We start from the raw sequence: 23,142 nt of genomic DNA, 5'->3' as shown, positions 1-23,142 counted from the left end.
CCACCCACGGGTGGAGGGCGCTACGCGTCGATGCGCGAGCGGTCCAGCGTCGCCGCAGAGCTCGTGATGAACTCCTTGCGGGGCGCCACGTCGTTGCCCATCAGCAGATCGAAGACCTGCTCGGCGGCCTCCAGGTCGCCGATGTTGACCCGCCGCAGAGTGCGGTAGCGGGGGTCCATGGTGGTTTCCGCGAGCTGGTCCGCGTCCATCTCGCCGAGGCCCTTGTAGCGCTGGATGGAGTCCTTGAAGCGGATTCCCTTGCGCTGGTACTCGAGGAGCGTCTCGCGCAGTTCGTTGTCCGAGTACGTGTAGACGTACTTGTCCTGGCCCTTCTTCGGCTGCACCAGCTCGATCCGGTGCAGCGGCGGCACGGCCGCGAAGACCCGGCCCGCCTCCACCATCGGTCGCATGTACCGCTGGAAGAGGGTGAGCAGCAGAATCCGGATGTGGGCGCCGTCGACATCGGCGTCGACGAGGAGAATGATCTTCCCGTAGCGCGCCGCGTCGATGTCGAAGGTCCGGCCGGACCCTGCCCCTATGACCTGGATGATCGCGCCGCACTCGGCGTTCTTCAGCATGTCCGTGACGGACGCCTTCTGAACGTTGAGGATCTTTCCGCGGATCGGCAGGAGCGCCTGGAACTCGGAGGTCCGCGCCAGCTTGGCCGTGCCGAGCGCCGAGTCGCCCTCGACGATGAAGAGCTCGCTGCGCTCCACGTCGTCGCTGCGGCAGTCCGCGAGCTTCGCGGGCAGCGACGAGGACTCCAGGGCCGTCTTCCGGCGCTGGGCGTCCTTGTGCTGACGGGCCGCGATGCGGGTGCGGGCCGCCGCGACGGCCTTCTCCATCACGGCGCGGGCCTGCGCCTTGGCGTCGCGCTTGGTGGAGGTCAGGAACGCCTTGAGCTCCTTGGCCACGACGTTGGCGACGATGCGGTTGGCCGCCGAGGTGCCGAGCACCTCCTTGGTCTGGCCCTCGAACTGCGGCTCGGCGAGACGGACCGTGACGACCGCGGTGAGGCCTTCGAGGGCGTCGTCCTTGACGATGTCGTCCTCGGCGACGCGCAGCACCTTCTGGGCACGCAGCGCCTCGTTCATCGTCTTGGTGAGGGAGCGCTCGAAGCCCGACACATGGGTGCCGCCCTTGGGGGTGGCGATGATGTTGACGAAGGACCGCAGCGTGGTGTCGTATCCGGTGCCCCAGCGCAGCGCGATGTCCACGCCGAGTTCCCGGGTGACCTCGGTGGGCGTCATCTGGCCGTGGTCGTCGAGGACCGGGACGGTCTCCTTGAAGCTGCCCTGGCCGGTGAGGCGCAGGACGTCACAGACGGCCTTGTCCTGCGCGAGGTACTCGCAGAACTCGCTGATGCCGCCGTCGAAGCGGAAGGACTCCTCGCCCTTGCTGCCGCCCTCGCCGAGGCCGTACTCGTCGCGTACGACGATGGTCAGGCCCGGCACCAGGAACGCGGTCTGCCGGGCGCGCTGGTGCAGCGTGTCGAGGTTGAGCTTGGCGTCCTTGAGGAAGATCTGGCGATCGGCCCAGTAGCGCACGCGCGTGCCGGTGCGCGTCTTGGGGATCTTCTTGGCCTTGCGCAGCTTGGCCGACGAGTCGAAGTCGGCGTCGGGGCCGGGCTTGGCGAAAGCTCCGGGGACACCACGACGGAAGCTGATCGCGTGGGTGTGCCCCGCGCGGTCCACCTCTACGTCGAGGCGCGCGGACAGGGCGTTCACCACGGAGGCACCCACGCCGTGCAGGCCGCCGGAGGCGGCGTAGGAGCCACCGCCGAACTTGCCGCCCGCGTGGAGCTTCGTCATGACGACCTCGACCCCGGAGAGGCCGGTCTTGGGCTCGACATCCACCGGGATGCCTCGGCCGTTGTCCCGGACCTCTACTGAGGCGTCGTCGTGGAGGATGACTTCGATGTGGTCGCAGTAGCCGCCCAGGGCCTCGTCGACGGAGTTGTCGATGATCTCCCAGAGGCAGTGCAGCAGGCCACGGCTGTCCGTGGACCCGATGTACATGCCAGGACGCTTGCGAACGGCCTCGAGCCCCTCCAGGACGAGCAGGTGCCGCGCGGTGTAGTTGGAACCGTCCCGGTCTGCTCCGGTCAGCAACGCTGTGGACGGCACGGACGTCTCGGCGGTCACGCGGTTCGCTCCTCGCTGAATTTCAAATGGGGCCCTTTGGGGTAAGGACCCGGCTTCGGTTGCCGCTCAGAGGGTACCGAGGCCTGGTAGAGCCGTTGTAACGCCACCCTCGTCTCAACTCACACTAGTCCAGTGCCGCACGCTTGTTCGATCCCTCGATGGAGTGAAGCGCACGTCACGTTCCCTTCCAGGCATGAACCATTTAGGCTCCGGGCACGTCCTCATGAACAACCGGCAACCCAGCCGGCGGACGACCGACCTGACAGACAGCGCGAAACCGTACGACACGTTAGAGACGTAATACGGCACATTCGCCGCCAACCGGCAGCAGACAGCCGCCTCGGAAAAAACATTCGAGGAAAAGCCACGAGCGGGAACGTTTTCGGCCTGGTTGGATGTTGACCCTGGTACGACAGCTCGTCGAGCTAGAGAAGAGGCGACGTGACTACTGTTCTGACCCCCGCGAGCCCCCTGACGGCCGCTGATCGCTGCGACCGCTGCGGCGCCCAGGCATACCTGCGCGTCGTCCTGTTGAGCGGCGGTGAACTGCTCTTCTGCGCCCACCACGGCCGCAAGTTCGAGCCGGAACTCAAGAAGATCGCCGCTGAGATACAGGACGAGACGGAGCGGCTGACGGCCGTTCCGGAAACCACGGACGAGGATCGCTGACACCTCGCACCCACGACGAGCCATCCGGCGCTCTTCAGGCCGGTGATCGGGCGGCCGCCCCTGCCAACCCCAGGGGTGGCCGCCCGCTCTCGTCACACGGGCGCCCAGGCGCCTTCTCGGGGCTCCCGGGCGACGCCCCGCACTGCCCGTGCCGACAACTCCCGCGTTCTCAGCCGCGCAGAGGCATGTCCTGCGCGACACCCGAGATCCGCGTGTAGACGCCGGGACTGCCGGCCCGACCGCATCCGCTCCCCCACGACACGAGGCCGATCAGCCGCCCGCGCGCGATGAGCGGACCACCGCTGTCCCCCTGGCAGGCGTCACGGCCTCCCCTGACCTCGCCCGCACACAGCATGGATGCGGGCATGTACGTACCGTCAGCGCTGCCCGGATAGGCCTTCTTGCACGTCGCGTCGGGCAGCACGCGCACATTCGCGGCGTGCAGTGTCCGCGCGTAATCACCCGCTCCCGTCGTGTCACCCCACCCGTAGACGGCCGCGCGCGTGCCGGGCTCGTACGCCGGGTCGCCCTCCCCGGCCATGCCGATGACGTAGTCCTCCGGCAGCGGGGTCGCCAGCTTCACCACCGCCACGTCACCGGAGTTCGAGGTGCTGTCGTACTTCGGATTGACCGTCGCCCCACTAACCGGAATCTCACGGCCGTCCGACGTGCCCAGATCGTCCCGGCCTGCGATCACCTTCAGGTCACTCATCTTCCTCAGCGGCACTCCGAGGACTTCCTCGCCCAGGCAGTGCGCCGCGGTGAGGACCGTCGAGCGTCCGACGACCACTCCTCCGCAGAACTGTCCCGAGCGTGTACCTCCGAACCGGTCACGGCTGGACAGCGCCACCGCCCACGGACTGTCGGCCACCTTGACCGGGCTGCCCCCGATGACGACGCTGTCGGCCGCCGCGGGGGCCGGTGAGGCCAGCGGCAGCACCGCCACCGGCGTGACAAGGGCCAACGCCGCCGTAAATGTTCGGGCGAAAGGACGAGGCATGCGATCTCCCCACTCTGGGTTGCCATGGCACACCCACAGTGATCGAGAGCGGCACGCCCCGCACCCCGCCACGCGCGTCCGGACCAGGCCGGACACATAGAACAGGACGCCGCCGGGTGAACGCATCGAACAAACAGAAGACCCGAAGCCTCGCCGAGGCTTCGGGTCTTGTGTCTGGAGCGCTGGTGACTAGTCGAGGTAGTCGCGCAGGACCTGCGAACGCGACGGGTGACGCAGCTTCGACATCGTCTTCGACTCGATCTGGCGGATGCGCTCACGCGTCACCCCGTAGACCTTGCCGATCTCGTCGAGGGTCTTCGGCTGGCCGTCGGTGAGGCCGAAGCGCATGGAGACCACGCCCGCCTCACGCTCGGACAGGGTGTCGAGCACGGAGTGCAGCTGCTCCTGGAGGAGCGTGAAGCTGACCGCGTCGGCCGGAACGACCGCCTCGGAGTCCTCGATGAGGTCACCGAACTCGCTGTCGCCGTCCTCACCCAGGGGGGTGTGGAGGGAGATCGGCTCACGGCCGTACTTCTGGACCTCGATGACCTTCTCCGGGGTCATGTCGAGTTCCTTGGCCAGCTCCTCCGGGGTGGGCTCGCGGCCCAGGTCCTGGAGCATCTGGCGCTGCACGCGCGCGAGCTTGTTGATGACCTCGACCATGTGCACCGGGATACGGATGGTGCGGGCCTGGTCGGCCATGGCGCGGGTGATCGCCTGACGGATCCACCAGGTGGCGTACGTGGAGAACTTGTAGCCCTTGGTGTAGTCGAACTTCTCGACCGCGCGGATCAGACCGAGGTTGCCCTCCTGGATGAGGTCCAGGAAGAGCATGCCGCGGCCGGTGTAGCGCTTGGCCAGGGAGACCACCAGACGGAGGTTGGCCTCCAGCAGGTGGTTCTTGGCGCGGCGCCCGTCCTCGGCGATGATCTCCAGCTCGCGCTTGAGCTTCGGCGCGAGCTTGTCGGCGTTCGCCAGCTTGTCCTCGGCGAACAGGCCGGCCTCGATGCGCTTGGCGAGCTCGACCTCCTGCTCGGCGTTGAGCAGCGGGACCTTGCCGATCTGCTTCAGGTAGTCCTTGACGGGGTCGGCGGTGGCACCGGCGGCGGCGACCTGCTGGGCCGGGGCGTCGTCCTCGTCCTCGTCGGACAGCACGAAGCCCTGGGCACCCTCTTCCGCGGGCTCGCCCTCACCGGGCTTGCCCTTGGCGGGCGCCTCCTCGGTGGCCTCGTCGTCCAGGATCTCGTCGTCCTGCTTGGACGCACTCTTCTTCGCCGTCGCCTTCTTGGCGACGGTCTTCTTGGCGACGGCCTTCTTTGCCGTCGTCTTCTTGGCGGCGACCTTCTTCGCGGGCGAGTCCTCGGCTGCGACATCTGCGGCCGACGCCTCGGGGGCGGCGGTCGCGGTGGCCTGCTTCGCCGTGGCCGTCTTGGCCGCGACGGTCTTGGTCGCGGTGCGCTTGACCGGGCTCTTTGCTGCGACGCTCTTGCGGGGGCGCTTCGGCTCCGCGGCACTGACCATCAGCGTCACACCCTCTTCCTCGAGGATCTGGTTGAGGCTGCGCAGAACGTTCTTCCACTGAGTGGCCGGAATCTGGTCAGCTTCGAAGGCACGACGCACGTCATCGCCGGCGATCTGCCCATCAGCCTTTCCCCGCTCGATGAGCGCCATGACAGAGACGGATTCGGCGATCTCCGGCGGGAGCGTACGGGATGTGCTGGCCGACACGAACAACCTCTCGGAACGTTGGAAAACGGCTTCCGGCCCCGTCCATTGTGGACCAGGACCGACGACCGACGACTGGGGATGGGCCGACGGCGCAGGCGGGGCCGGGGAGCTACACAGCGCCGCGAACGACTGCTGTATTCCTTCCTCGGCTATCACCTCTTAGGTCATCGCGCTGCCCCGAGGAGCGTTACGCCCAATCTACGTGGCCCGAGTCACACCCCGTAAGCATTCAAAAGCGGCCAGATGCGGTCAGAAGTGTCCAGACCTGGGCTCTGACGGCCGCTCGCAGGGCAACAACCGCGTCGCCGGGCTCTGACGGATCCCCGAGGAACCCGCAGAGGCCCGGCGACGCGGCCGCGCCAACGGAGTGATGCGGTCGGGCCGCGAGGCGCATGATCCGGCCGTACGGACGCAGACCCGGCCCGTCAGTGCTCGCGGGGGGCGGGCACGACGCGCTCCACCTCGGGGTGGGCCGTGAGCAGCTGACGCATGGCGGCTTCGGCGCCGGGCCCGTCGCCCGCTCCGAGAGCGTCGACGATGCGCGAGTGGTGGACCAGTGACGTCTCCGTGGGGCGGTCACAGCCGGTGACCGGGCCTCCCGAGACCTGGAGCGCGGCCGAGACGATGCCGGACAGGTGCTCCAGCATGCGATTGCCCGCGAGCTGGATGAGCAACGAGTGGAACTCCGCGTCGGCGCGGGAGAACGTGATCCCGTCGCCCTGGCTCAGGGCATGGCCCATGATCTCGACCATGTCGGCGAGCCGCTGCTGCACCTCCTCGCGGCCATGGCCCGCGGCGAGCCGGGCGGCGAGGGGCTCGATCGTCCAGCGAAGCTCGCCGAGTTCGCGGCGCTGGTCGTCGCGCTGCGGCCCGAAGGCACGCCACTCGATGATGTCGGGGTCCAGGAGGTTCCAGTCGCTGACGGGGCGCACGCGCGTGCCGACATTGGGCCTGGCGCTGACCAGGCCCTTGGCTTCGAGTACGCGCAGCGATTCCCGGACGACGGTGCGGGAGACCTCGAAACGCTGGCCGATCTCCTCGGGGACCAGCGGGCGGTCTGCGCCCAGGTCACCGGAGACGATCATCTGGCCGAGCTGTTGAACGAGTTGGCCGTGCAGTCCACGGCCGCGGCTGCCTGCGGTGCGTCGGCCGACGCGGCCGAGATCCTGGTCGGCGCTGTCCCACGAGGGCGCGACGACGCGATCGGCACCGGAGGCCTCCGCGTAGGGGTAGCGGTCGAGTTCGCCCGGGCCGGCGAGGCCGGAGTCGGCGGAGCGGGCGGCGGTCATCATGGTGTGCGCAAGGGTACTCACGGAACCTTTGTCGGCGTGGCTCCCAAGTCCCTTGAGGTCTTTGGTGAAAAGCACACGAAAGGGTGATCGCTTACCCCGCCGCAATTGACGCCTTATCGGAAGGAAGCGGCCGTTCTGTGAGGAGTTGTGCGCAGGACGTGAACGGAAGCGCCGGGTGGTCGTCTATCGAGCTCTGGTTCGCATCCCTGTGAGCAGAAACGCGCAGAGCAGAGCGGTAACCGACAACATCAGTGCGCTGCCCACAGGTTGGGCGATCATCCGGACTCCACCGGCCAGATACCGCTCGACGCCGAACGGCCACTGCACCAGAGCGAGGTCGCGAAGCCGCCCCGGCAGCCCCGCCGCCGATCGCACAGACGGTCCCTCCAAGGCCTTTTGTACGAGCGGTACGACGACGATCGGCACGGCGAGAACAGCGGCCAGGCCGGCGGTCGTGGACCGGAAAACCCCTCCGGCGAGCACCCCCGCCCAGGCGCATCCCGCCACCAGGGCAACCCAACTCGCGCTCAGCGAGAGCCAGTCGGCGGGAACTTTCGCGACCTCGTCTCCGTATACCAGGTGAAGCAACGCGGCGTCCGAGCCCAGCACGAGCAGGCTCAGGAGGAGCGCGGTGGCCGCCGAGACGATCAACTTGGCGCAGAGCAGCCCCAAGCGGCGGGGGACGGTGCCGCGGTCGACGGCGAGTGCGGGGTGGCGGAACTCCTCACCGAAGGCGAGCGCGCCGAGCAGCCCGGCGCCAAGCGCCGCGGGCGGCAAGGGAAGTTCCTCGGGCCAGGCGGCGAGCAGGAGCGGCTGCGGGGTGTGCCCGTTCCTGGCGAGGAAGACACAGAGGACGGCGGAGACAGCGAGCACCGCGGCGATGGTGAGGTACCCGGTGCCGATACCGGCGGCGCGGCGCAGCTCGTAGCGCAAGGGGCGAAGAGGGCCGCGGGCGGGACGGATCGAAATGGGAGGCGGCAAGGGGGTTGGAGCCGCGGCATCCTGCGGGGCGGGGGTGCTGGTCGGGGTTGTGGTGACGAGGGGGATGAGGGTCTTGGTCTCGGCGGGGGCTGTGGCGGTGGCGGTGGCGGTGGCCGCAGTTTCGGCGGGGGCGGTGGCCGTGGCCGCGGTCTCGGCCTTGCTTTCGGTGCTGGCCTCGGTGCTGGTCGCGGTGGCGGCGACGGTGGCGGCCTCGGTCTCAGCCTCAGCCTCAGCCTCAGCCACGGTGCCGTTATCGCTGTCGGGCCGCACATCGGCTGCCCCAGTCGGGCCACCCTCCCCCGAGTTGATTCCCACCGGGCTCTCTTCCGTCCCGCCCGCAGCGGCTGTTGCCGCTGTTGCCGCTGTCGCCGCTCCAGAAGGCTCGGTTACGCGTTCGGGCGCGGGCGTCGGTGACGGCACCGTGGCCACGGGCCCCGCATCCCCGATCTCGTCGGCGAGTTGGTGGACGAGAATCCCGTGGCGGAACGCCGTCTCTCCGATCTCGGCGCAGTGGCTGCCGTACACCGAAAGCCGGTTGCCCTCCTCCTTCACCACCTCGATGGAGCGTCGCCCGGCACGGGCTTCCTTGGCCAGCAGCGCACCGAGGCGAGCCGCGTGCGGGCTGCGCACCGCAACCCGCGGACGCAGCCGGGTGCGGGCGAAGTCACCGGCTTCCTGGTCGGCGACCAGACGGCCCGCTTCCAGCGTCACGACCCGGTCGGCGGTCCGTGCGGCCTCCTTGGGGTCGGCCGTGGAGAACAGGACGGTTCCGCCCTGGGCGGCGTGCGCGCGCAGAACACTGTGCAGCCACGCGCCCTCCCGTGCCGAGAGCCCGTCGGCGGGACCGTCGAGGACAAGCGTGTGCGGGTCGGCGAGCAGCGCGCAGGCCAGGCCGAGACGCCGGTCCATGCCGCGCGAGAGCATGCCGAGCCGCTGATCGCGGAGGCCGACGAGACCGACCACTTCGAGTACGTCGTCGGCGCGCTGGACGGTCACACCGGCCGCGGCGCACAGCATGCGCAACTGGCCCCGGACCGTGCGGCCGGGGTGCCCCGGCACCTCGCCCAGAAGGACACCCACCTCGCGCGACGGATGGCTGATGCGGTGCAGCGGGCGCCCTCTGAAGTAGGTGACTCCTCGGCCCTGTTGGATTTCGAGCATGAGCCTGAGCGCCGTCGTCTTGCCGGCGCCCTGCGCGCCGAGCAGTGCCGTCACGCGGCCTGTTCGCGCCTCGAAGGACACGTCGTCGACGGCGGGCGGCAGCTCCTGACGGGTATTGCTGGTCAGTCCGATGGCCTGGATCATCGCTTCTCTCGCGGGATGTGCGACCGCTCGACGGCCGGGATCCGTCCGCCGGGTCGGGGGCGGGCGAACCCCGTGGGTACTTCTGCAAGATAACGCGATATTTCCGTCATTTCGGTCAAGACGTGGGCCGCGGGTGTCTCCATCACGTGACAGGAACGGCAGTTGACCAGCGCGTGACCCCCGGCGCGGGCCTCAGACCTCGGGGCGCAGCATGGGCGGGTTGAGCAGCGTCGCGCCGCCCGCGCGGAAGAGCTGGGCGGGGCGGCCGCCCTGGCGGGTGGTCGTGCCGCCGGTGGGGACGAGGAAGCCCGGCGTGCCGGTCACCTTGCGGTGGAAGTTGCGCGGGTCGAGCACGACGCCCCACACGGCTTCGTACACCCGTCGCAGCTCTCCGACGGTGAACTCGGGCGGGCAGAAGGCCGTCGCGAGGGAGGAGTACTCGATCTTCGAACGCGCGCGCTCCACGCCGTCCGCAAGGATCTGCGCGTGATCGAAGGCGAGCGGCGCGGCCTGCTCGTCCTCACGGCCGTATCCGCCCTGGTGGAGCAGTGCCTCGACCGGTGCCCAGCGCGCGCTGTTCGCGTCACCGCCGGCCCGCGGTGCGGGCAGATCGGGAGCGAGCGCGAGATGGGCGACGCTGACGACCCTCATCCGCGGATCGCGCTTGGGATCGCCGTACGTGGCGAGCTGCTCCAGGTGCGCGCCGTTCGCCCGGGCCGGAGTATCCGGATCGTGCGCGCACAGCCCCGTCTCCTCGACCAGCTCCCGCGCGGCTGCCGACGACAGGTCCTCGTCGTCGCGCACGAATCCGCCGGGGAGCGCCCAACGCCCCTGGAACGGCGGCTCACCCCGCCGTACGGCAAGCGCACAGAGCGCGTGACGGCGCACGGTCAGCACGACCAGATCGACGGTGACAGCGAAGGGCGGGAAGGCCGACGGGTCGTAGGGCGACATGCCGCGATCATAGTCGTCTGCCTGACGATAAACAGCTCCTCCGGCAACCGTTCCCGGCCGGATTCACCGGCTCCCACGTCGGGTTCGCGCCACGCCCGCCGCAGACTCCCCCGCCCTAACGTCCAGCCCACGGCCGCAGCCCGCCGCAGGTCCCTTTCCCGTACGTCACACCCCCAGCTGCAGTCCCTCGGCGGCCTCCTCGACCATGGCGAGGCCGAGCCTGCTGACCCGCACGGAGAACGGAGCGCCCGCGACGCGCAGCGCCGTCAGCTCCAGCTCCCCCAGGGGCGCGCTGCGGACGGGCCTGAGCGTCACCGTGCCCGCCGGGGCGTCGGGACGGATCCCGGCCAGCGCCGTGAGGAGCTGGACCCCGGCGGCCGCGGCGGTGGCCGCCGGGCGGCACGCCGCGGGGTGCGGCAACGGAGCACCGCCCTCCGTGCGCTGCTCCCCCGCGTACATCTCGGGCAGCCGGTGGCCGAACGCCTCGGCCGCCGCCAGCACCCCTCGCAGCAGTCCGCTCGCCTCCTTCTCGTAGCCCGCGGCGGCCAGACCCGAGAAGGCGACCGCCGTCTCGTGGACACGGACCGCCCCGGCCCGGTGCCCGAACGGGTTGTACGCGGCTTCCTTGACGCCCAGGCTCCGCAGCCCCCACCCCGAGTCCATGGCGGGCCCGCCGAGCAGCCGGGCGAGCTGCTCGGTCTGCACCTTGTCCAGGAGGCCCGGCGCGAGCGCGCCCGCCCCGAGCAGGCCCGTGTCGAGGAGGTGGGCGGCGGCGCCGGTGAGGAGGGGCACGGGGCGGCCGTCGGCCAGAAGGGCCGCGGCAGGCCGCCCACCCGTCCGGTCCCCCACCCAGAACTTCTCCTTGAAGGTGTCCCGCAGCCGCTCCGCGCACCGCCGCAGCTCGCCGGCGCCCGACCGGCCGTGCGCGTCGAGCAGGTCGGCGCCGAGCAGCGCGGCCCGGTGGGCATGGGCCTGGGTCTCGCAGCGCGCGGGGCCGTCCGGATAGGGGTCCGGCAGGAGCACCCCGTCGCCGCCCGCGGCAAGCAGCCACCGCAGACAGCGTTCGGCCACCGGCAGCAACTCCTCCGTCTCCTGCGCCGGAAGCCCCCAACGCCACGCCTCCGCCAGCAAGGCCGGAAAGAGCAGCGTCGCCTCCACCCCCGTACATCCGGGCGGCAGATGCGGTCCCGTGTTCCGCAACGGCCCGGGGATCATCCCCGCCCGTGGCCCCTTGCCCGCGAGCTGACGGCGGCCGAGGGTACGCAGCGTCCCCGCAGCGATCCGCGTGCCCAGCGGCAGGGCCATCCGGGCGGCTGCGAGCGCCTCGGCCGGCGCGAGGCCACAGCGCCACGGCGCCCCCGCGGCCAGGTGGACGTCGGTCGGATGCTCGGGGTCCCGCAACAGCAGCGCCTGGAGATCCTCCACGGAACGGTCCAGCAGGGGCCTGGCCCCCGGATCGTCGCCCGCGGCCCGTGCCGTGGCGAGGGAGCGCGACGCCCCGTGCCCGACCGCTCTCACCGGGCCCGCGCCCTGGGGCCGCACCCGCAGCTCCAGGCTCCAGGTGCCGCCCGGCGGCAGCTCCACCTCCCAGCGCAGCAGCCCCGCAGAGGCCAGCGCATCCGCGGGCGCGGGGTGCGCGGTGACCGCACAGTGACCCGCGGGCGAGGACCAGCGCATGCCGGAGTCGTGGACACTGGCGGCCAGTTCGGGGCCGGTGTTGCCCGAGGCGACCGCGCCGAGCTCCGCCAGGTCCGTGCCGAGCGACACCTCCACGGGCAGCCGCAGGGGGCGGCCTGCGGCGCTGCGCAGGACGATCCGCTCCGTGCCGTCCGCGTACCGCGTCCGCTCGACGACCACGTCCGGATCCGGGCCACCGTCCGCGAACGGTCGCAGTGTCGCGACGAAGCGGGCACGGTCGGCGGAGATCATCCGGGCCTGGACTGCGATCGGCTCGCGCCCCGCCACCCGCACTTCGCAGCGCGACAGCAGCCTGCGCCCCGCGCGGTAGAACCCCTCGAGTCCACGGCCGGTCAACTGCCCCTGGTCCGAAGAGATCGCCAGCGCGGGCATGGCGACACAGATCAGCGCGGTGTGCGCGGGCGGCAGCTGAGCGGGGCGGCGCGGCGCGGGAGCAGTGGCCTGCCCACCGGGCGGACGCGGTGCGGCCGACGCGGGGCGCCGGGGTCCCTCTCTGCCAGAGGCACCGGAGAGACCGGAAACGCCGGAGACAGGAAACGGGGCGGGCCGGGGCATGAGGCGGCTTCTTCCGCGCTGTCCGCGCTACGGGGAGTCGGAGGTCGTACGGCGGCTCGATCCGGGCACGGGTACCGCCACTCAGGTGAACGGACCGGCCCCGCCCGGAGTCACGCCCAGGGGCGGGGAAGCCACCCGACCGGCCCCTGACTTCCGCGTCCGGCCTCTCCTCAGGCAACCGCCTCGCACCCCTCCCCGCCCTCCGATCCGCCCTCCGTCCCGCCCTCCGCCGCGTCCTCCGGCCTGTCTCACGGACTGCCGTGCGGCGCCGGAGTCCCGCGTTCACGTGTCTTTCCTGGCTGCGCGCCGGACGGTGCGGCGGCGGTTCTGCGATCCGGTGCCCGGCCTGTCGGTGGGCCGTGCACCACTGCCGCTCTTCGGGCGCGCGGGGCGGCGGTGTCGCGGAACGGCGCCCACCGGCTCGCCCTCCGGGTCCAGGGGTTCCGCAGGGAGGGGCAGCTCGGCCTCGGCCTCCTCCGCGTCACGTCCGGTTCGCTCCCTGCGCAAGCAGCGGCGGATCGGCTCGGGGTCCAGGTCGCCGGCGCAGGCATGGTGCAGGAGCTGCGCGAAGGTGTAGCCGGGGTCGGCGCACAGCGCCATGTCCAGGGCTTCCTGCCCCTCGGTGGTGTCACCGAGGGACCAGGCGACCCAGCCCGCGAGGGAGAGGGGCGCGGCGGCGTGCTCTCCGTAACCGATGACGCAGCGGCGGGCCAGGGCCCTCCAGAGACGAAGCGCCGGTGCCGCGATGTCGCCTTCCATCCATTCCGCCGCCTGATCACGCGTCGTACGGTTCTGGAGGCCGAGGATCAGCGCCGCGGCCTCGTCGTGCGCCAGAAGTTCGTCGTCCTGGAGATCCGCCTCCAGCCTGTCGCTGACCGGGGGCGCGGCCGTCATGCGCCCCATGATCCTGCGGGCCAGGTCGAGCGTGTCGGCGGCGACCTCGGCGTGCCCGCCCTCTTCCATGATCCGGCGCACGATCGCCATGCCCGCCGCGTCGAGAGCGGCCCGCTGGTCAGGCACGGCGGCGGATTCCCAGGGCGTCAGGCGTGCCCGGATCTCCCTCGGTGTGACGCCCACCTGTGCGCCGGCGTAGGCCGTCGCCGCGGCCAGGACCGACGTGCCGGGCCGCAGCAGCGGCACGCCCTGCGGCGGGCAGCACTCCTCGCTCGGGCAGCAGTAGGTCCAGAAATGCCCCGCGGAGATGCACACGACCTCGAACACGGGGACGTCGAGGCTTCCACAGGCGGTGCGGAGCACTTGTGCCAGCGGTCGCAGGCGCTCCATGACCTGCCGCCCGGATTCGGCGCCGTCGGGCTCCGCGCACAGGAACGCGACGATGCCGTCAGGCCGGGCCCCGCGCCGCTCGCAGCCGCCCACCAGGCACTGGGCGAGCTGCTCCGCGATGGGCGGCCAGTCCTCCGGGCGCCCGGGAATGCCGAGGCGCACCCGTCCGCCGAAGCGCCCCCGCTCGCCGTGCAGGGCGATGAGGACGACGCTCTCCTCGGGCCGGAACCCGAGCAAGTACGGCAGGGCGTCCGCGAGTTCGGCCGGGGTGCGCAAGGTGACCAGGGCCTCGTCGACGGAACCGGGGGTGCCGGGGGCGCCAGTGGAATCGCCGGTGGAATCGAGGGTGCCGACGGCGTCGGCGGAATCGGGGGCGCCAGGGACGTCGGTGGAGTCGGTGGGATCGATCGGGTCGTTTTGTTCGCTGTGGTTCGCCATGCGCCGACTCTCCCGCGGATCACCAGATTCCGGTTTGCCCTGTGGATAACTGCGGGCAGGGGCACGCCAAGAGTTATCCACAAGCCGGCGGACGCGTTCGCCGAATGTCAGACCCATCGGGTTGCATGGGGGCATGAGCAACGAAGATCTGCGCACGGCGGCCGATGCCGTACTCGCCCGCCTCGTCGGCGGTCCCGCGCCCGCAGACGGCGAAGTGCCGCCGTCGGACGGTCCACGACTGCGCGAGGACCAGTGGCGCGCGATCGAAGCGCTGGTAGCGGACAAGCGACGGGCGCTGGTCGTGCAGCGCACGGGGTGGGGCAAGTCCGCCGTGTACTTCGTCGCGACCGCGCTGCTGCGGGAGCGGGGCAGCGGCCCCACCGTGATCGTCTCGCCGCTGCTCGCGCTCATGCGCAATCAGGTGGAGTCGGCCGCGCGAGCCGGGATCACCGCCCGCACGATCAACTCCTCCAACACGGAGGAGTGGGAGACCATCCAGGCCGAGGTGGCCTCCGGCGACGTGGACGTCCTGCTGGTCAGCCCGGAACGGCTGAACAACCCGGACTTCCGCGATCAGGTCCTGCCCAAGCTCGCCGCGGCCACCGGCCTGCTCGTGGTCGACGAGGCGCACTGCATCTCGGACTGGGGCCACGACTTCCGGCCCGATTACCGACGGCTGCGCACCATGCTCGCCGACCTGCCGCCGGGCGTCCCCGTCCTGGCCACCACCGCGACGGCCAACGCGCGTGTGACGGCCGATGTGGCCGAGCAGTTGGGCACCGGCGGCAGCTCGGACGCGCTCGTGCTGCGCGGACCGCTCGACCGGGAGAGCCTGAGCCTGAACGTGCTGCAACTGCCCAACGCGGCGCACCGGTTGGCCTGGCTCGCCGACCACCTGAACGAGCTGCCGGGCTCGGGAATCATCTATACGCTCACCGTCGCGGCCGCCGAGGAGATCACCGCCTTCCTGCGGCAATGCGGGCACACCGTCGCCTCGTACACCGGAAAGACGGAGAACGCCGACCGCCAGCAGGCCGAGGAGGACCTGCTCGCCAACCGCGTGAAGGCCCTGGTCGCCACCTCCGCCCTGGGCATGGGCTTCGACAAGCCCGACCTCGGCTTCGTGGTGCACCTCGGCTCCCCCTCGTCCCCGATCGCCTACTACCAGCAGGTCGGCCGCGCGGGCCGCGGCGTCGATCACGCGGAGGTGCTGCTCCTGCCGGGCAAGGAGGACGAGGCGATCTGGAACTACTTCGCCTCGCTCGCCTTCCCTCCCGAGGAGCAGGTCCGGCGCACGCTGGACGTGCTGGCGCAGGCGGGCAGGCCACTGTCGCTGCCCGCTCTGGAGCCGCTGGTCGAACTGCGCCGGTCCCGGCTCGAAACGATGCTCAAGGTCCTCGACGTGGACGGCGCGGTCCGGCGCGTCAAGGGCGGCTGGATCTCCACGGGAATGCCCTGGGAGTACGACGCCGAGCGCTACGCCTGGGTCGCCAAGCAGCGGCAGAGCGAGCAGCAGGCGATGCGTGACTACGCAACGACACCCGGCTGCCGCATGGAGTTTTTGCGGCGGCAGCTGGACGACGAGGCAGCGGCGCCCTGCGGTCGATGCGACAACTGCGCGGGCGCCCGATTCACCGACGCCGTGTCCTCCGGTGCGCTGGACACGGCACGGGGCGAGCTGGTCCGCGCGGGTGTCGACGTGGAACCCCGGAAGATGTGGCCGACCGGGCTCGCCGCGGTCGGCGTCGACCTCAAGGGACGTATCCCCGCAGGAGAGCAGGCCTCCACCGGACGGGCCCTGGGGCGGCTCTCGGACATCGGATGGGGAAACCGGCTCCGGCCGATGCTCGCCCCGCAGGCCCCCGACGGCCCCGTGCCCGACGACGTGGCCAACGCCGTGGTCGGTGTCCTCGCCGACTGGGCGAAGGGCCCCGGCGGCTGGGCCCCGGGCAACGGCGACGCCCAGCCGCGGCCGGCCGGCGTCGTGACCATGTCCTCGCACACCAGGCCCCAGCTGATCCAGACCCTGGGTGCGCGGATCGCCGAGATCGGCCGCCTCCCGCTCCTCGGCTCCATCGAGTACGCCGCGGGAGCCGATACGGCGCATGTGCCGCGGAGCAACAGCGCGCAGCGGCTGCGCGCCCTGGACGGAGCGCTGACCGTGCCCGACGAGCTGGCCGCGGCGCTCCGGGAAGCGGGCGGTCCCGTTCTGCTCGTCGACGATCTGACGGACAGCGGCTGGACCCTGGCGGTGGCCGCTCGCATGCTCCGCCGGGCCGGGGCCGAGGGGGTGTTGCCGCTGGTCCTGGCTGTACAAGGCTGACCCAAGCGTCAATGCGGTGTGCCCTGGGCAGGGATATAGGTGGCGCATCGTCAGATACCGGTCGGCGGACCCAATTGCTCGTTGCCGCAAGGCAGTACGACGGGAAGAATTGGCACCGCTCCCCGCGCGCCTTCCCGTGGTCCGGCAGGGCTGTGCCGCGGTGCGCTCCACAGTCCGACCCCGCCCTCTGGGCGCGTAGCCGAAGGGAGGACCGTGACCTTCGGATTCTCTTCGTCCGGTGCGGCATCGATGTCGGATTTTTCGACGTCGGCTGAGATGTCCGCCGACTCCGCCAACCGACTGGCCCGGATGCTCGAGCCCGCGGAGTGGTCAGCCGCGGGAATTCCCCTGCTGCGCAATCCGCGTGAGGTCGTCAGTGGCCTGCATGCCCGGCATCGTCCGACGCCCGCGACCGCCGTCGTCGCGGTGCTCGATCCGGAGGAACGACTCCGGGCGAGCGCGTCGTTCGCCCGGCGGCCGAGCGCCGCGGACGGCTGGGTCTTCCGTAACGCGCTGCTCGCGCAGCTGCGCCGGGTCATACCGCACGACCTGCGCCGCCGTACTCCGGTGCGCACCGCCGTCCTGCTCTACTGCCGTGACGGTGACGCGCGTTGGACGCAGGAGGACGGGGCGTGGATGTGGGGGCTGCGGGACGCGTGCACGCTGCACGGCCTGCGGTGCGGCGCCTACATCACGCTGACCCGCGACGGCTGGCAGGTGCTCGGCGAGGGCCGCGGCGGCCGTCGGCCGAGTTCCGGCTCACGCCCCGAGGCCTTCGCCGAAACCGATCCTCCGCCACCACGCACCGGCGGCGCGGCGTCCGATGTACTGCGCCGGGCGGCGGCACGCTGAAGCGCTCTCCGAGCTGCCGCGCAGTACGTGACGCCGCGCAACACGCGACGCCGCGAGACGGGCCACCGGCACACACCGGTCGCACGCCGCCGCCTGCGTCACACGACACGTCGCACGACACTCGACGCACGCACCGTTCGAGCCCGCCCGACCACCCGGCTCGGGCATCCGGCATCGGACTTCAGGAAGTCGGAGCCGGAGCACCGCGGCGCAGGTGCCGGACAGCGAAGAACGTCAGACGCCTGCGCCCAGCATCGCGTTGATCCGCTGCGGGTCACCGCAGACGATCAACAGGACTCCGGCCCGGGAGAGCGCCGTCGGCAGGGCGCCGACCGCGGTCTCCTCGCTGCCGCCGTTGATGGCGACGACGACCACGGGACGGGACGCGGCACGGTTGAGGGCGGCGGCGTCGGCGTAGAAGACGTCGTCACCCGCCTCGTGCTGGGCCCAGTAGGAGGCTTCGCCGAACGACAGCTCGTGCGTGGCCCACGGGTGCGGGTCACCGGTGGTGATCACCAGGACCTCGCCCGGAGCACGGCCCGAGTCGAGCAGCAGGTCGACGGCTTCCTCGGCGGCGTCGAGCGCCCCCTCGGCGGAAGCCGGGATCAGCTGGATCTGCGGCACCGAAGCACCGGCAGCCGTGGCGGAGCCCGCGGTGGAACCAGCGGGAACGGCGGAGGGTCCGGAAGCAGCCGGGGCCGACGGCCCGGGCTGTACGGTCGGCTCACGCGACGTGCGCTGCGCCGGCGGCGTCGGCCGGGCGGGGCCCGGTCGGCCTGGACGCGGCACAGCGGCGGGACGCGGGCCGGGTACGGGGCGGGGGGTCGGCGTGATGCGGCCGCTGGCCGGGGTCACGCGGGGACCCTGGGCACTCTCGTGAATCTGAGGCTCCTCGGGACTGAGAGGCATGCGTTGTTGTCTGTCAAATGCCGATGCGGGTCGCATCGGCGGGTGGCACATGAGTGCGAGTGGAACTGCCGGAAGCATCAGAAATCGAAGCCGAGCTGGCCCTCGATCTCCGGAACGCCTCCATCCGCCCAGCTGCGGGCCTTCTTGAGGTGCCGCCACTGGGGCAGCGCATCAAGATACGCCCACGACATCCGGTGGTACGGGGTGGGCCCCCGCTCCGCCAGCGCGGCCTTGTGCACCGGCGACGGATAGCCGGCGTTGGCCGCAAAACCGAAGTCTGCATGTTCGATACCCAGTTCGGCCATCATTTTGTCGCGCCGAACCTTGGCGATCACCGACGCCGCAGCGACGGCCACACAGGATTGGTCGCCCTTGATCACCGTACGAACCCGCCAGGGAATCCCGAGATAGTCGTGCTTCCCGTCGAGGATCACCGCGTCCGGACGCATGGGCAGCGCCTCCAGGGCGCGCACCGCGGCGAGCCGCAGCGCGGCGGTCATCCCCATGTCGTCGATCTCCTCCGGCGAGGAGTGCCCCAGGGCGTAGGCCGTGACCCAGCTCTCCAGCTCCCCGGCGAGCGTGGTGCGCCGCTTGGGAGTGATCAGCTTGGAGTCGGTGAGCCCTTCGGGCGGCCTGCGCAGTCCCGTGATCGCCGCACAGACGGTGACCGGTCCCGCCCACGCGCCGCGCCCGACTTCGTCGACACCGGCAACGATCTTCGCTCCGGTGGTAGCGCGAAGGGAGCGCTCGACGGTGTGGGTGGGTGGTTCGTACGGCATGGCGCCAGACAGCGTACGCCGCCGCGTGCCACCCGCGACACCCAGGCCTACCGACGAAGCAGCGGAACCATCACCTGATCGATGAGTTCGGTGAACTCATCGTCCCCCCATTCGCTCCCGCACACCTTGGAGCGATACATCATCATCGCCGGAAGAACGTCGCACACATACGGATCCATGGCGTCCGCGCGCACCTCTCCGCGCTCGACCCCGCGGCGCAGGACCTCTTTGATCAGCTCCACGCTCGGGCCGATGACTCCGTCGAAGATCACTCCATGGAACCGCTCGGCAGTCACCGTGTCGCACTCGTGAAGCACGGCACGCAGTGCGAATCCGGGCCGCGAGAACATGGCCTCGCGCATCTGGCGGCACAGCTGAAGGAGATCTTCCCTGACCCCGCCGCAGTCCGGCGCGGAGTCGAGTTTCGGAAGACCGGCCTGCAGGGCGTCCACGACGAGGTCCTCCTTGGAGGGCCAGCGCCGGTAGACCGCGGCCTTGCCGGTCTGCGCGCCCGCGGCCACGCCCTCCATCGTCAGGCCGTTCCAGCCGACGGTGCTGAGCTGCTCCAGTGCGGCCTCGAGGATCGCCCGTTCAAGGACAGGGCCCCGCCGGCGCAGGGAGGCCGTCGGAGCGGAGGCGGCGCTCCAGCGCGAAGTAACCATCGATATCTCTCCGTTGGGCGATCGAGGCAGTGTCAGTGAACGGTTGCGTTCACTGATGGGGAGTCACTACCGTTGACGAGACAGTGAACGGTGCCGTTCACTAACGCACTTGTGGGGGACCCATAGTGACAACCTCTCAATTAACTCAAGATCACAAGCCCGGCGCCGCACGCAGAGGAAGCCGGCCCGGAATCGCTCTGACCGTCATCGCGGCCTGCCAACTCATGGTGGTCCTGGACGCGACGATTGTGAACATCGCGCTCCCGCACATTCAGAACGCGCTCGAATTCTCGACCACCGACCTCACTTGGGTCGTCAGCGCGTACACCCTCACCTTCGGCGGACTGCTGCTCCTCGGTGGCCGCGCCGGTGACATCCTCGGCCGCCGCCGCGTCTTCATGACCGGCATCCTGGTCTTCACCCTCGCCTCGCTTCTCGGCGGATTCGCGCAGGAGCCCTGGCAGTTGCTGGCCGCGCGGGCCCTGCAGGGCGTGGGCGGCGCGATCGCATCGCCCACCTCCCTCGCACTCATCACCACGACGTTCCCCGAAGGCCCCGAGCGCAACCGCGCGTTCGGTGTCTTCGCGGCCGTCTCCGCGGGCGGCGGCGCCATCGGGCTGCTGGCGGGCGGCATGCTCACGGAGTGGCTCGACTGGCGCTGGGTCCTGTTCGTGAACGTGCCCATCGGCGTCCTGATCGCCTTCCTCGCCCCGCTCTACATCAGCGAGTCCGAGCGTCATCCGGGCCGGTTCGACATCGCCGGCGCGCTCACGTCGACCCTCGGCATGGCCTCCCTGGTCTACGGATTCATCCGGGCGGCCGAGGAGGGCTGGAGCGACAACCTCACGCTGGGGTCGTTCGGCGCGGCGGCCGTGCTGCTCGTCGCCTTCACCCTGATCGAGAGCCGGGCGAAGGAACCGATCACTCCGCTGAAGATGTTCGCCGACCGGAACCGCTCCGGCTCGTACGTGATCATGCTGAGCCTGGCCGCGGCGATGTTCGGCATGTTCTTCTTCATCGTGCTCTTCGTCCAGAACGTGCTGGGCTACACACCGATCGAAGCGGGCCTCGCCTTCCTGCCGGTGACGGTCGCGATCGTGGCGGGCGCGGGCATCTCCCAACGGATGCTCCCTGTCCTTGGCCCCAAGCCGTTCATGGTGATCGGCTCGGCGCTCGTCGCCGTCGGGCTCAGCTGGCAGACCCTCATCAGCCCGGACAGCTCGTACGTGGGCGGGGTGCTCGGCCCGATGCTGCTGTTCGGCTTCGGCATGGGTCTGAACTTCGTGACCCTTACACTGACGGCCGTCTCCGGAGTGGCCCCGCACGAGGCGGGCGCGGCATCCGGCCTGCTCAACGCGACGCAGCAGGTGGGCGGTTCGCTCGGCCTCTCCATCCTGACCACGGTGTTCGGCACGGCAAGCCGGAACGAGGGCAAGGAGCAGATGGCGGACTTCATGGCGAACGCCTCGCCGGAACAGAAGGCCGCCTTCGCCAAGACGGGCGAGCTCCCGGCGCCCTGGGGACACGAAGTGCTGTCCGAGGGGATCTCCACGGCCTTCATACCGGCCGTCGCCATGGCCCTGCTCGCGCTCGTCACCGCCGTGGTGCTGGTGCGGGTGCGCAAGAGCGACATGGAGGCGCTGTCCGGTACGGCGAGCGCGGCGGGCCCCGCGGCCGGCTGACGAAGGCGTCGTACGTGCCGGGTCGGCGGCCCCGATGAGACCGCCGACCCGGCAAAGCGACCTCAGCGGTACGAGACCTCCCGGTCGGAATCCTCGCAGTCCCCCGGGCCGGCCGTGGGCGGCCGTTCCTCGATGATCTCCCTGGCGCGCGCCTCGCCCAGGCTGGTGGCGTACCAGGGGTCGCGCTCGGACCCGAGGCTGTTCGCGATGCCCTCGAGGGCGCAGGAGCGCAGCGGCTCCGGCAGCTCGTCGATGGCCGGAGCGGCATCGGCGGAAAGACCGCGCGCGTACTCCAGGTCGAACTTCCCGGCGTCCTCGTAGCGCTGGACATTGCGCTCGGCGACGAGACCGTCGGGCGAGAGCAGCCCGAAGGCCAGCACCCCGGCTGCGGCGCTCGCGGCCACGGCGCGCGGCAGCCAACGTGCGCCCCACACCCCCGCCGCCATGATCAGCACGACGATCAGGCCAAGCCACAGCTCCACGGCCACGACGGACACCCGCAGCCGGGTCAGGCCGTACGCGTCGACGTACATGTCCATGCGTCGCACCGCCGACGCCACGACGACGAGCGTGAGCGCGCAGAGCGTGCCGAGCACGGCCCGCACCAGTGCACGGTCGCGCGCCCCGCCCCGCGGCGCCCAGCGCAGGGCGAGCACGATGACGACCAGGGTGAGCAGCGTGGCGAGCAGCAGCTGCCAGAAGCCCTGGCGCGCGTACTCGGAGTACGAGAGGCCCGTCTTTTCGAGGACCGCGTCATAGCCACCGAAGAGCACGGCCAGCTGCACCGCGTTGAACGCCGCGAACAGCACGTTCAGGACGATCATCGGCAGCGCCCACTCCACGCGGCTCCGCTCCCGGCCGGGACCCACGACGAGCCGGTCCCAGCGCACGGGTGCGGCGGCGGTGCGCGCCGCCGCGAGCGCTCCGAGGACACCGGCCGCGAAGAGCAGCAAACGCCACGGCCCCTCGCCGACGGAGGCGTCGGGCAGCAGATCGCCCAGCAGCCCCGCGAAGGCGGCATCGGCCCCGGCGAAGAGCGCCCCGAAGACCAGCAGCAGTACGGCGGTCACCACCACCGCCCGCAGGACGGGCCCGCTCCTGGACCCGCTCGCGCGACTGCGCACCCCGTGCCAGCCCCAGCCGAGGCCCGAGACCACCGCTTCGAAGAGTCCGAGCGGGCCGAGCAGGACGCCGGGCCAGGTGCGGCAGCCGTGCAGGGCGAGTGAGCCGAGCGCGACCGCGGAGACGACGGCGAGGAACGAGGGCCAGGCCGCGTCCCGCAGGGCGGGCACGGCCAGCAGTCCGAGGCCGCCGATCGCCCAGACCAGCGTCCAGGGGCGGGGCCTGCGACCGGCCTGCTCGGCGGCGAAGTACGCGGCGAGTGCGGCCGGGAGGGCGACGATCAGCAGATTGAGCGCGAGCCCGTCGCCGAGCAGCAGCATGCTCAGCAGGCCGGTCGCGAGGACCGCGCCGAGCGTGCCCGTCCGGATCGCGGCGGGCGGTTCGGCCCTCAGATCGGCCAGCAGGGGCTCCGGCTTGCCCGCCGGGTAGGCCCAGTCGGCAGGAGGCGCCGGTCGCCTCGCCGCGGCACGCGGGCCGGGCACGGCGTCCTCGGGCTCTCTCGGCTCAGCCGGTTCTCCTGGATCTCTTGGTGGATCTTCCACATCTGAATGCGATGGCTCAGGCGTGGACGGTGTGTCGGACACGGGACCCCCTCCCGGCCGGTCCGCACATGCAGCAGTCGGCACGCACGCGTGGCGGGGCCGCCGGGAGACCGGCATCTCGTTGAAGACACGCAAGTCATGATCAACTCGCGGCCTGCCGGAAAGAGTAGCCGCGCGGCCGACGACGGCTCCCGCATCGGCCAGGCTGTGGCATGACCGTGAC

General features: G+C 71.0%; 16 protein-coding genes. 4 read left to right on the top strand and 12 right to left on the bottom strand.

What is annotated here, in order from left to right; translation table 11 throughout:
• Window positions 1-20: 20 nt before the first annotated feature.
• A complete protein-coding gene (locus ABZ906_RS00395) occupies window positions 21-2,144 on the bottom strand; it encodes a DNA topoisomerase IV subunit B (protein WP_361375643.1) in 2,124 nt (707 codons plus the stop codon).
• 441 nt (window positions 2,145-2,585) lie between these two features.
• On the opposite strand from ABZ906_RS00395, the gene ABZ906_RS00390 reads away from it, so the two are divergent.
• Window positions 2,586-2,813 (top strand): hypothetical protein, encoded by a 228-nt coding sequence (locus ABZ906_RS00390; RefSeq protein WP_351173659.1) that lies wholly within the window; start codon window positions 2,586-2,588, stop codon window positions 2,811-2,813.
• 169 nt (window positions 2,814-2,982) lie between these two features.
• Here ABZ906_RS00390 and ABZ906_RS00385 read toward each other — a convergent pair whose 3' ends face one another.
• From ABZ906_RS00385 to ABZ906_RS00355, 7 genes are all read right to left on the bottom strand, one after another.
• Window positions 2,983-3,813 (bottom strand): serine protease, encoded by an 831-nt coding sequence (locus tag ABZ906_RS00385; RefSeq protein ID WP_361375640.1) that lies wholly within the window; start codon window positions 3,811-3,813, stop codon window positions 2,983-2,985.
• Window positions 3,814-4,002: 189 nt separating this feature from the next.
• Window positions 4,003-5,547, bottom strand: a complete 1,545-nt coding sequence (locus tag ABZ906_RS00380) for an RNA polymerase sigma factor (RefSeq protein ID WP_361197781.1) — start codon at window positions 5,545-5,547, stop codon at window positions 4,003-4,005.
• A 419-nt stretch (window positions 5,548-5,966) separates the two neighbouring features.
• Complete coding sequence (locus ABZ906_RS00375; protein WP_361197784.1) at window positions 5,967-6,854, bottom strand: FadR/GntR family transcriptional regulator; 888 nt, start codon at window positions 6,852-6,854, stop codon at window positions 5,967-5,969.
• A gap of 162 nt (window positions 6,855-7,016) precedes the next feature.
• Window positions 7,017-9,119 (bottom strand): ABC transporter ATP-binding protein, encoded by a 2,103-nt coding sequence (locus tag ABZ906_RS00370; RefSeq protein WP_361375637.1) that lies wholly within the window; start codon window positions 9,117-9,119, stop codon window positions 7,017-7,019.
• Window positions 9,120-9,311: 192 nt separating this feature from the next.
• Entirely contained in the window at window positions 9,312-10,073 is a 762-nt protein-coding gene (locus ABZ906_RS00365; RefSeq protein ID WP_361197789.1) for an NUDIX hydrolase, read from the bottom strand.
• A 165-nt stretch (window positions 10,074-10,238) separates the two neighbouring features.
• Entirely contained in the window at window positions 10,239-12,143 is a 1,905-nt protein-coding gene (locus tag ABZ906_RS00360) for a glycogen debranching N-terminal domain-containing protein (RefSeq protein WP_361375634.1), read from the bottom strand.
• Between the two features lie 465 nt (window positions 12,144-12,608).
• On the bottom strand, window positions 12,609-14,048 hold the full coding sequence (locus tag ABZ906_RS00355) for a DUF4192 domain-containing protein (RefSeq protein WP_361375631.1): 1,440 nt from the start codon (window positions 14,046-14,048) through the stop codon (window positions 12,609-12,611).
• Between the two features lie 133 nt (window positions 14,049-14,181).
• Here ABZ906_RS00355 and ABZ906_RS00350 point away from each other — a divergent pair, with 133 nt between their 5' ends.
• Both ABZ906_RS00350 and ABZ906_RS00345 read left to right on the top strand, forming a co-directional pair.
• Entirely contained in the window at window positions 14,182-16,371 is a 2,190-nt protein-coding gene (locus tag ABZ906_RS00350; RefSeq protein WP_361375628.1) for a RecQ family ATP-dependent DNA helicase, read from the top strand.
• Window positions 16,372-16,584: 213 nt separating this feature from the next.
• Window positions 16,585-17,223 (top strand): hypothetical protein, encoded by a 639-nt coding sequence (locus tag ABZ906_RS00345; RefSeq protein ID WP_361197798.1) that lies wholly within the window; start codon window positions 16,585-16,587, stop codon window positions 17,221-17,223.
• Between the two features lie 234 nt (window positions 17,224-17,457).
• On the opposite strand, the gene ABZ906_RS00340 is transcribed toward ABZ906_RS00345, so the two are convergent.
• From ABZ906_RS00340 to ABZ906_RS00330, 3 genes are all read right to left on the bottom strand, one after another.
• Window positions 17,458-18,132, bottom strand: a complete 675-nt coding sequence (locus ABZ906_RS00340; protein ID WP_361375625.1) for a hypothetical protein — start codon at window positions 18,130-18,132, stop codon at window positions 17,458-17,460.
• A gap of 77 nt (window positions 18,133-18,209) precedes the next feature.
• Window positions 18,210-18,911 carry a ribonuclease HII gene (locus ABZ906_RS00335; protein WP_361197803.1) on the bottom strand — a complete coding sequence of 234 codons (702 nt, stop codon included), beginning with the start codon at window positions 18,909-18,911 and terminating at the stop codon, window positions 18,210-18,212.
• A gap of 47 nt (window positions 18,912-18,958) precedes the next feature.
• Entirely contained in the window at window positions 18,959-19,573 is a 615-nt protein-coding gene (locus tag ABZ906_RS00330; protein WP_361375621.1) for a TetR/AcrR family transcriptional regulator, read from the bottom strand.
• Window positions 19,574-19,698: 125 nt separating this feature from the next.
• On the opposite strand from ABZ906_RS00330, the gene ABZ906_RS00325 reads away from it, so the two are divergent.
• Window positions 19,699-21,255, top strand: a complete 1,557-nt coding sequence (locus ABZ906_RS00325; protein ID WP_361375618.1) for an MFS transporter — start codon at window positions 19,699-19,701, stop codon at window positions 21,253-21,255.
• A gap of 62 nt (window positions 21,256-21,317) precedes the next feature.
• On the opposite strand, the gene ABZ906_RS00320 is transcribed toward ABZ906_RS00325, so the two are convergent.
• Window positions 21,318-22,778: a DUF4173 domain-containing protein gene (locus tag ABZ906_RS00320; RefSeq protein ID WP_361377983.1), complete on the bottom strand. Its 1,461-nt coding sequence runs from the start codon at window positions 22,776-22,778 to the stop codon at window positions 21,318-21,320.
• Window positions 22,779-23,142: the final 364 nt, after the last annotated feature.

This window comes from Streptomyces sp. NPDC046925, from assembly GCF_040644915.1.
Classification (GTDB): Bacteria; Actinomycetota; Actinomycetes; order Streptomycetales; family Streptomycetaceae; genus Streptomyces.
This window is presented reverse-complemented; position numbering and strand designations above follow the sequence as displayed.

Coding starts and splice junctions, on each gene's coding strand:
- ABZ906_RS00385 (WP_361375640.1), bottom strand. CDS start 3,813: ATGCCTCGTCCTTTCGCCCGAACATTTACGGCGGCGTTGGCCCTTGTC.
- ABZ906_RS00370 (WP_361375637.1), bottom strand. CDS start 9,119: ATGATCCAGGCCATCGGACTGACCAGCAATACCCGTCAGGAGCTGCCG.
- ABZ906_RS00365 (WP_361197789.1), bottom strand. CDS start 10,073: ATGTCGCCCTACGACCCGTCGGCCTTCCCGCCCTTCGCTGTCACCGTC.
- ABZ906_RS00360 (WP_361375634.1), bottom strand. CDS start 12,143: ATGCCCGCGCTGGCGATCTCTTCGGACCAGGGGCAGTTGACCGGCCGT.
- ABZ906_RS00355 (WP_361375631.1), bottom strand. CDS start 14,048: ATGGCGAACCACAGCGAACAAAACGACCCGATCGATCCCACCGACTCC.
- ABZ906_RS00350 (WP_361375628.1), top strand. CDS start 14,182: ATGAGCAACGAAGATCTGCGCACGGCGGCCGATGCCGTACTCGCCCGC.
- ABZ906_RS00340 (WP_361375625.1), bottom strand. CDS start 18,132: ATGCCTCTCAGTCCCGAGGAGCCTCAGATTCACGAGAGTGCCCAGGGT.
- ABZ906_RS00335 (WP_361197803.1), bottom strand. CDS start 18,911: ATGCCGTACGAACCACCCACCCACACCGTCGAGCGCTCCCTTCGCGCT.
- ABZ906_RS00330 (WP_361375621.1), bottom strand. CDS start 19,573: ATGGTTACTTCGCGCTGGAGCGCCGCCTCCGCTCCGACGGCCTCCCTG.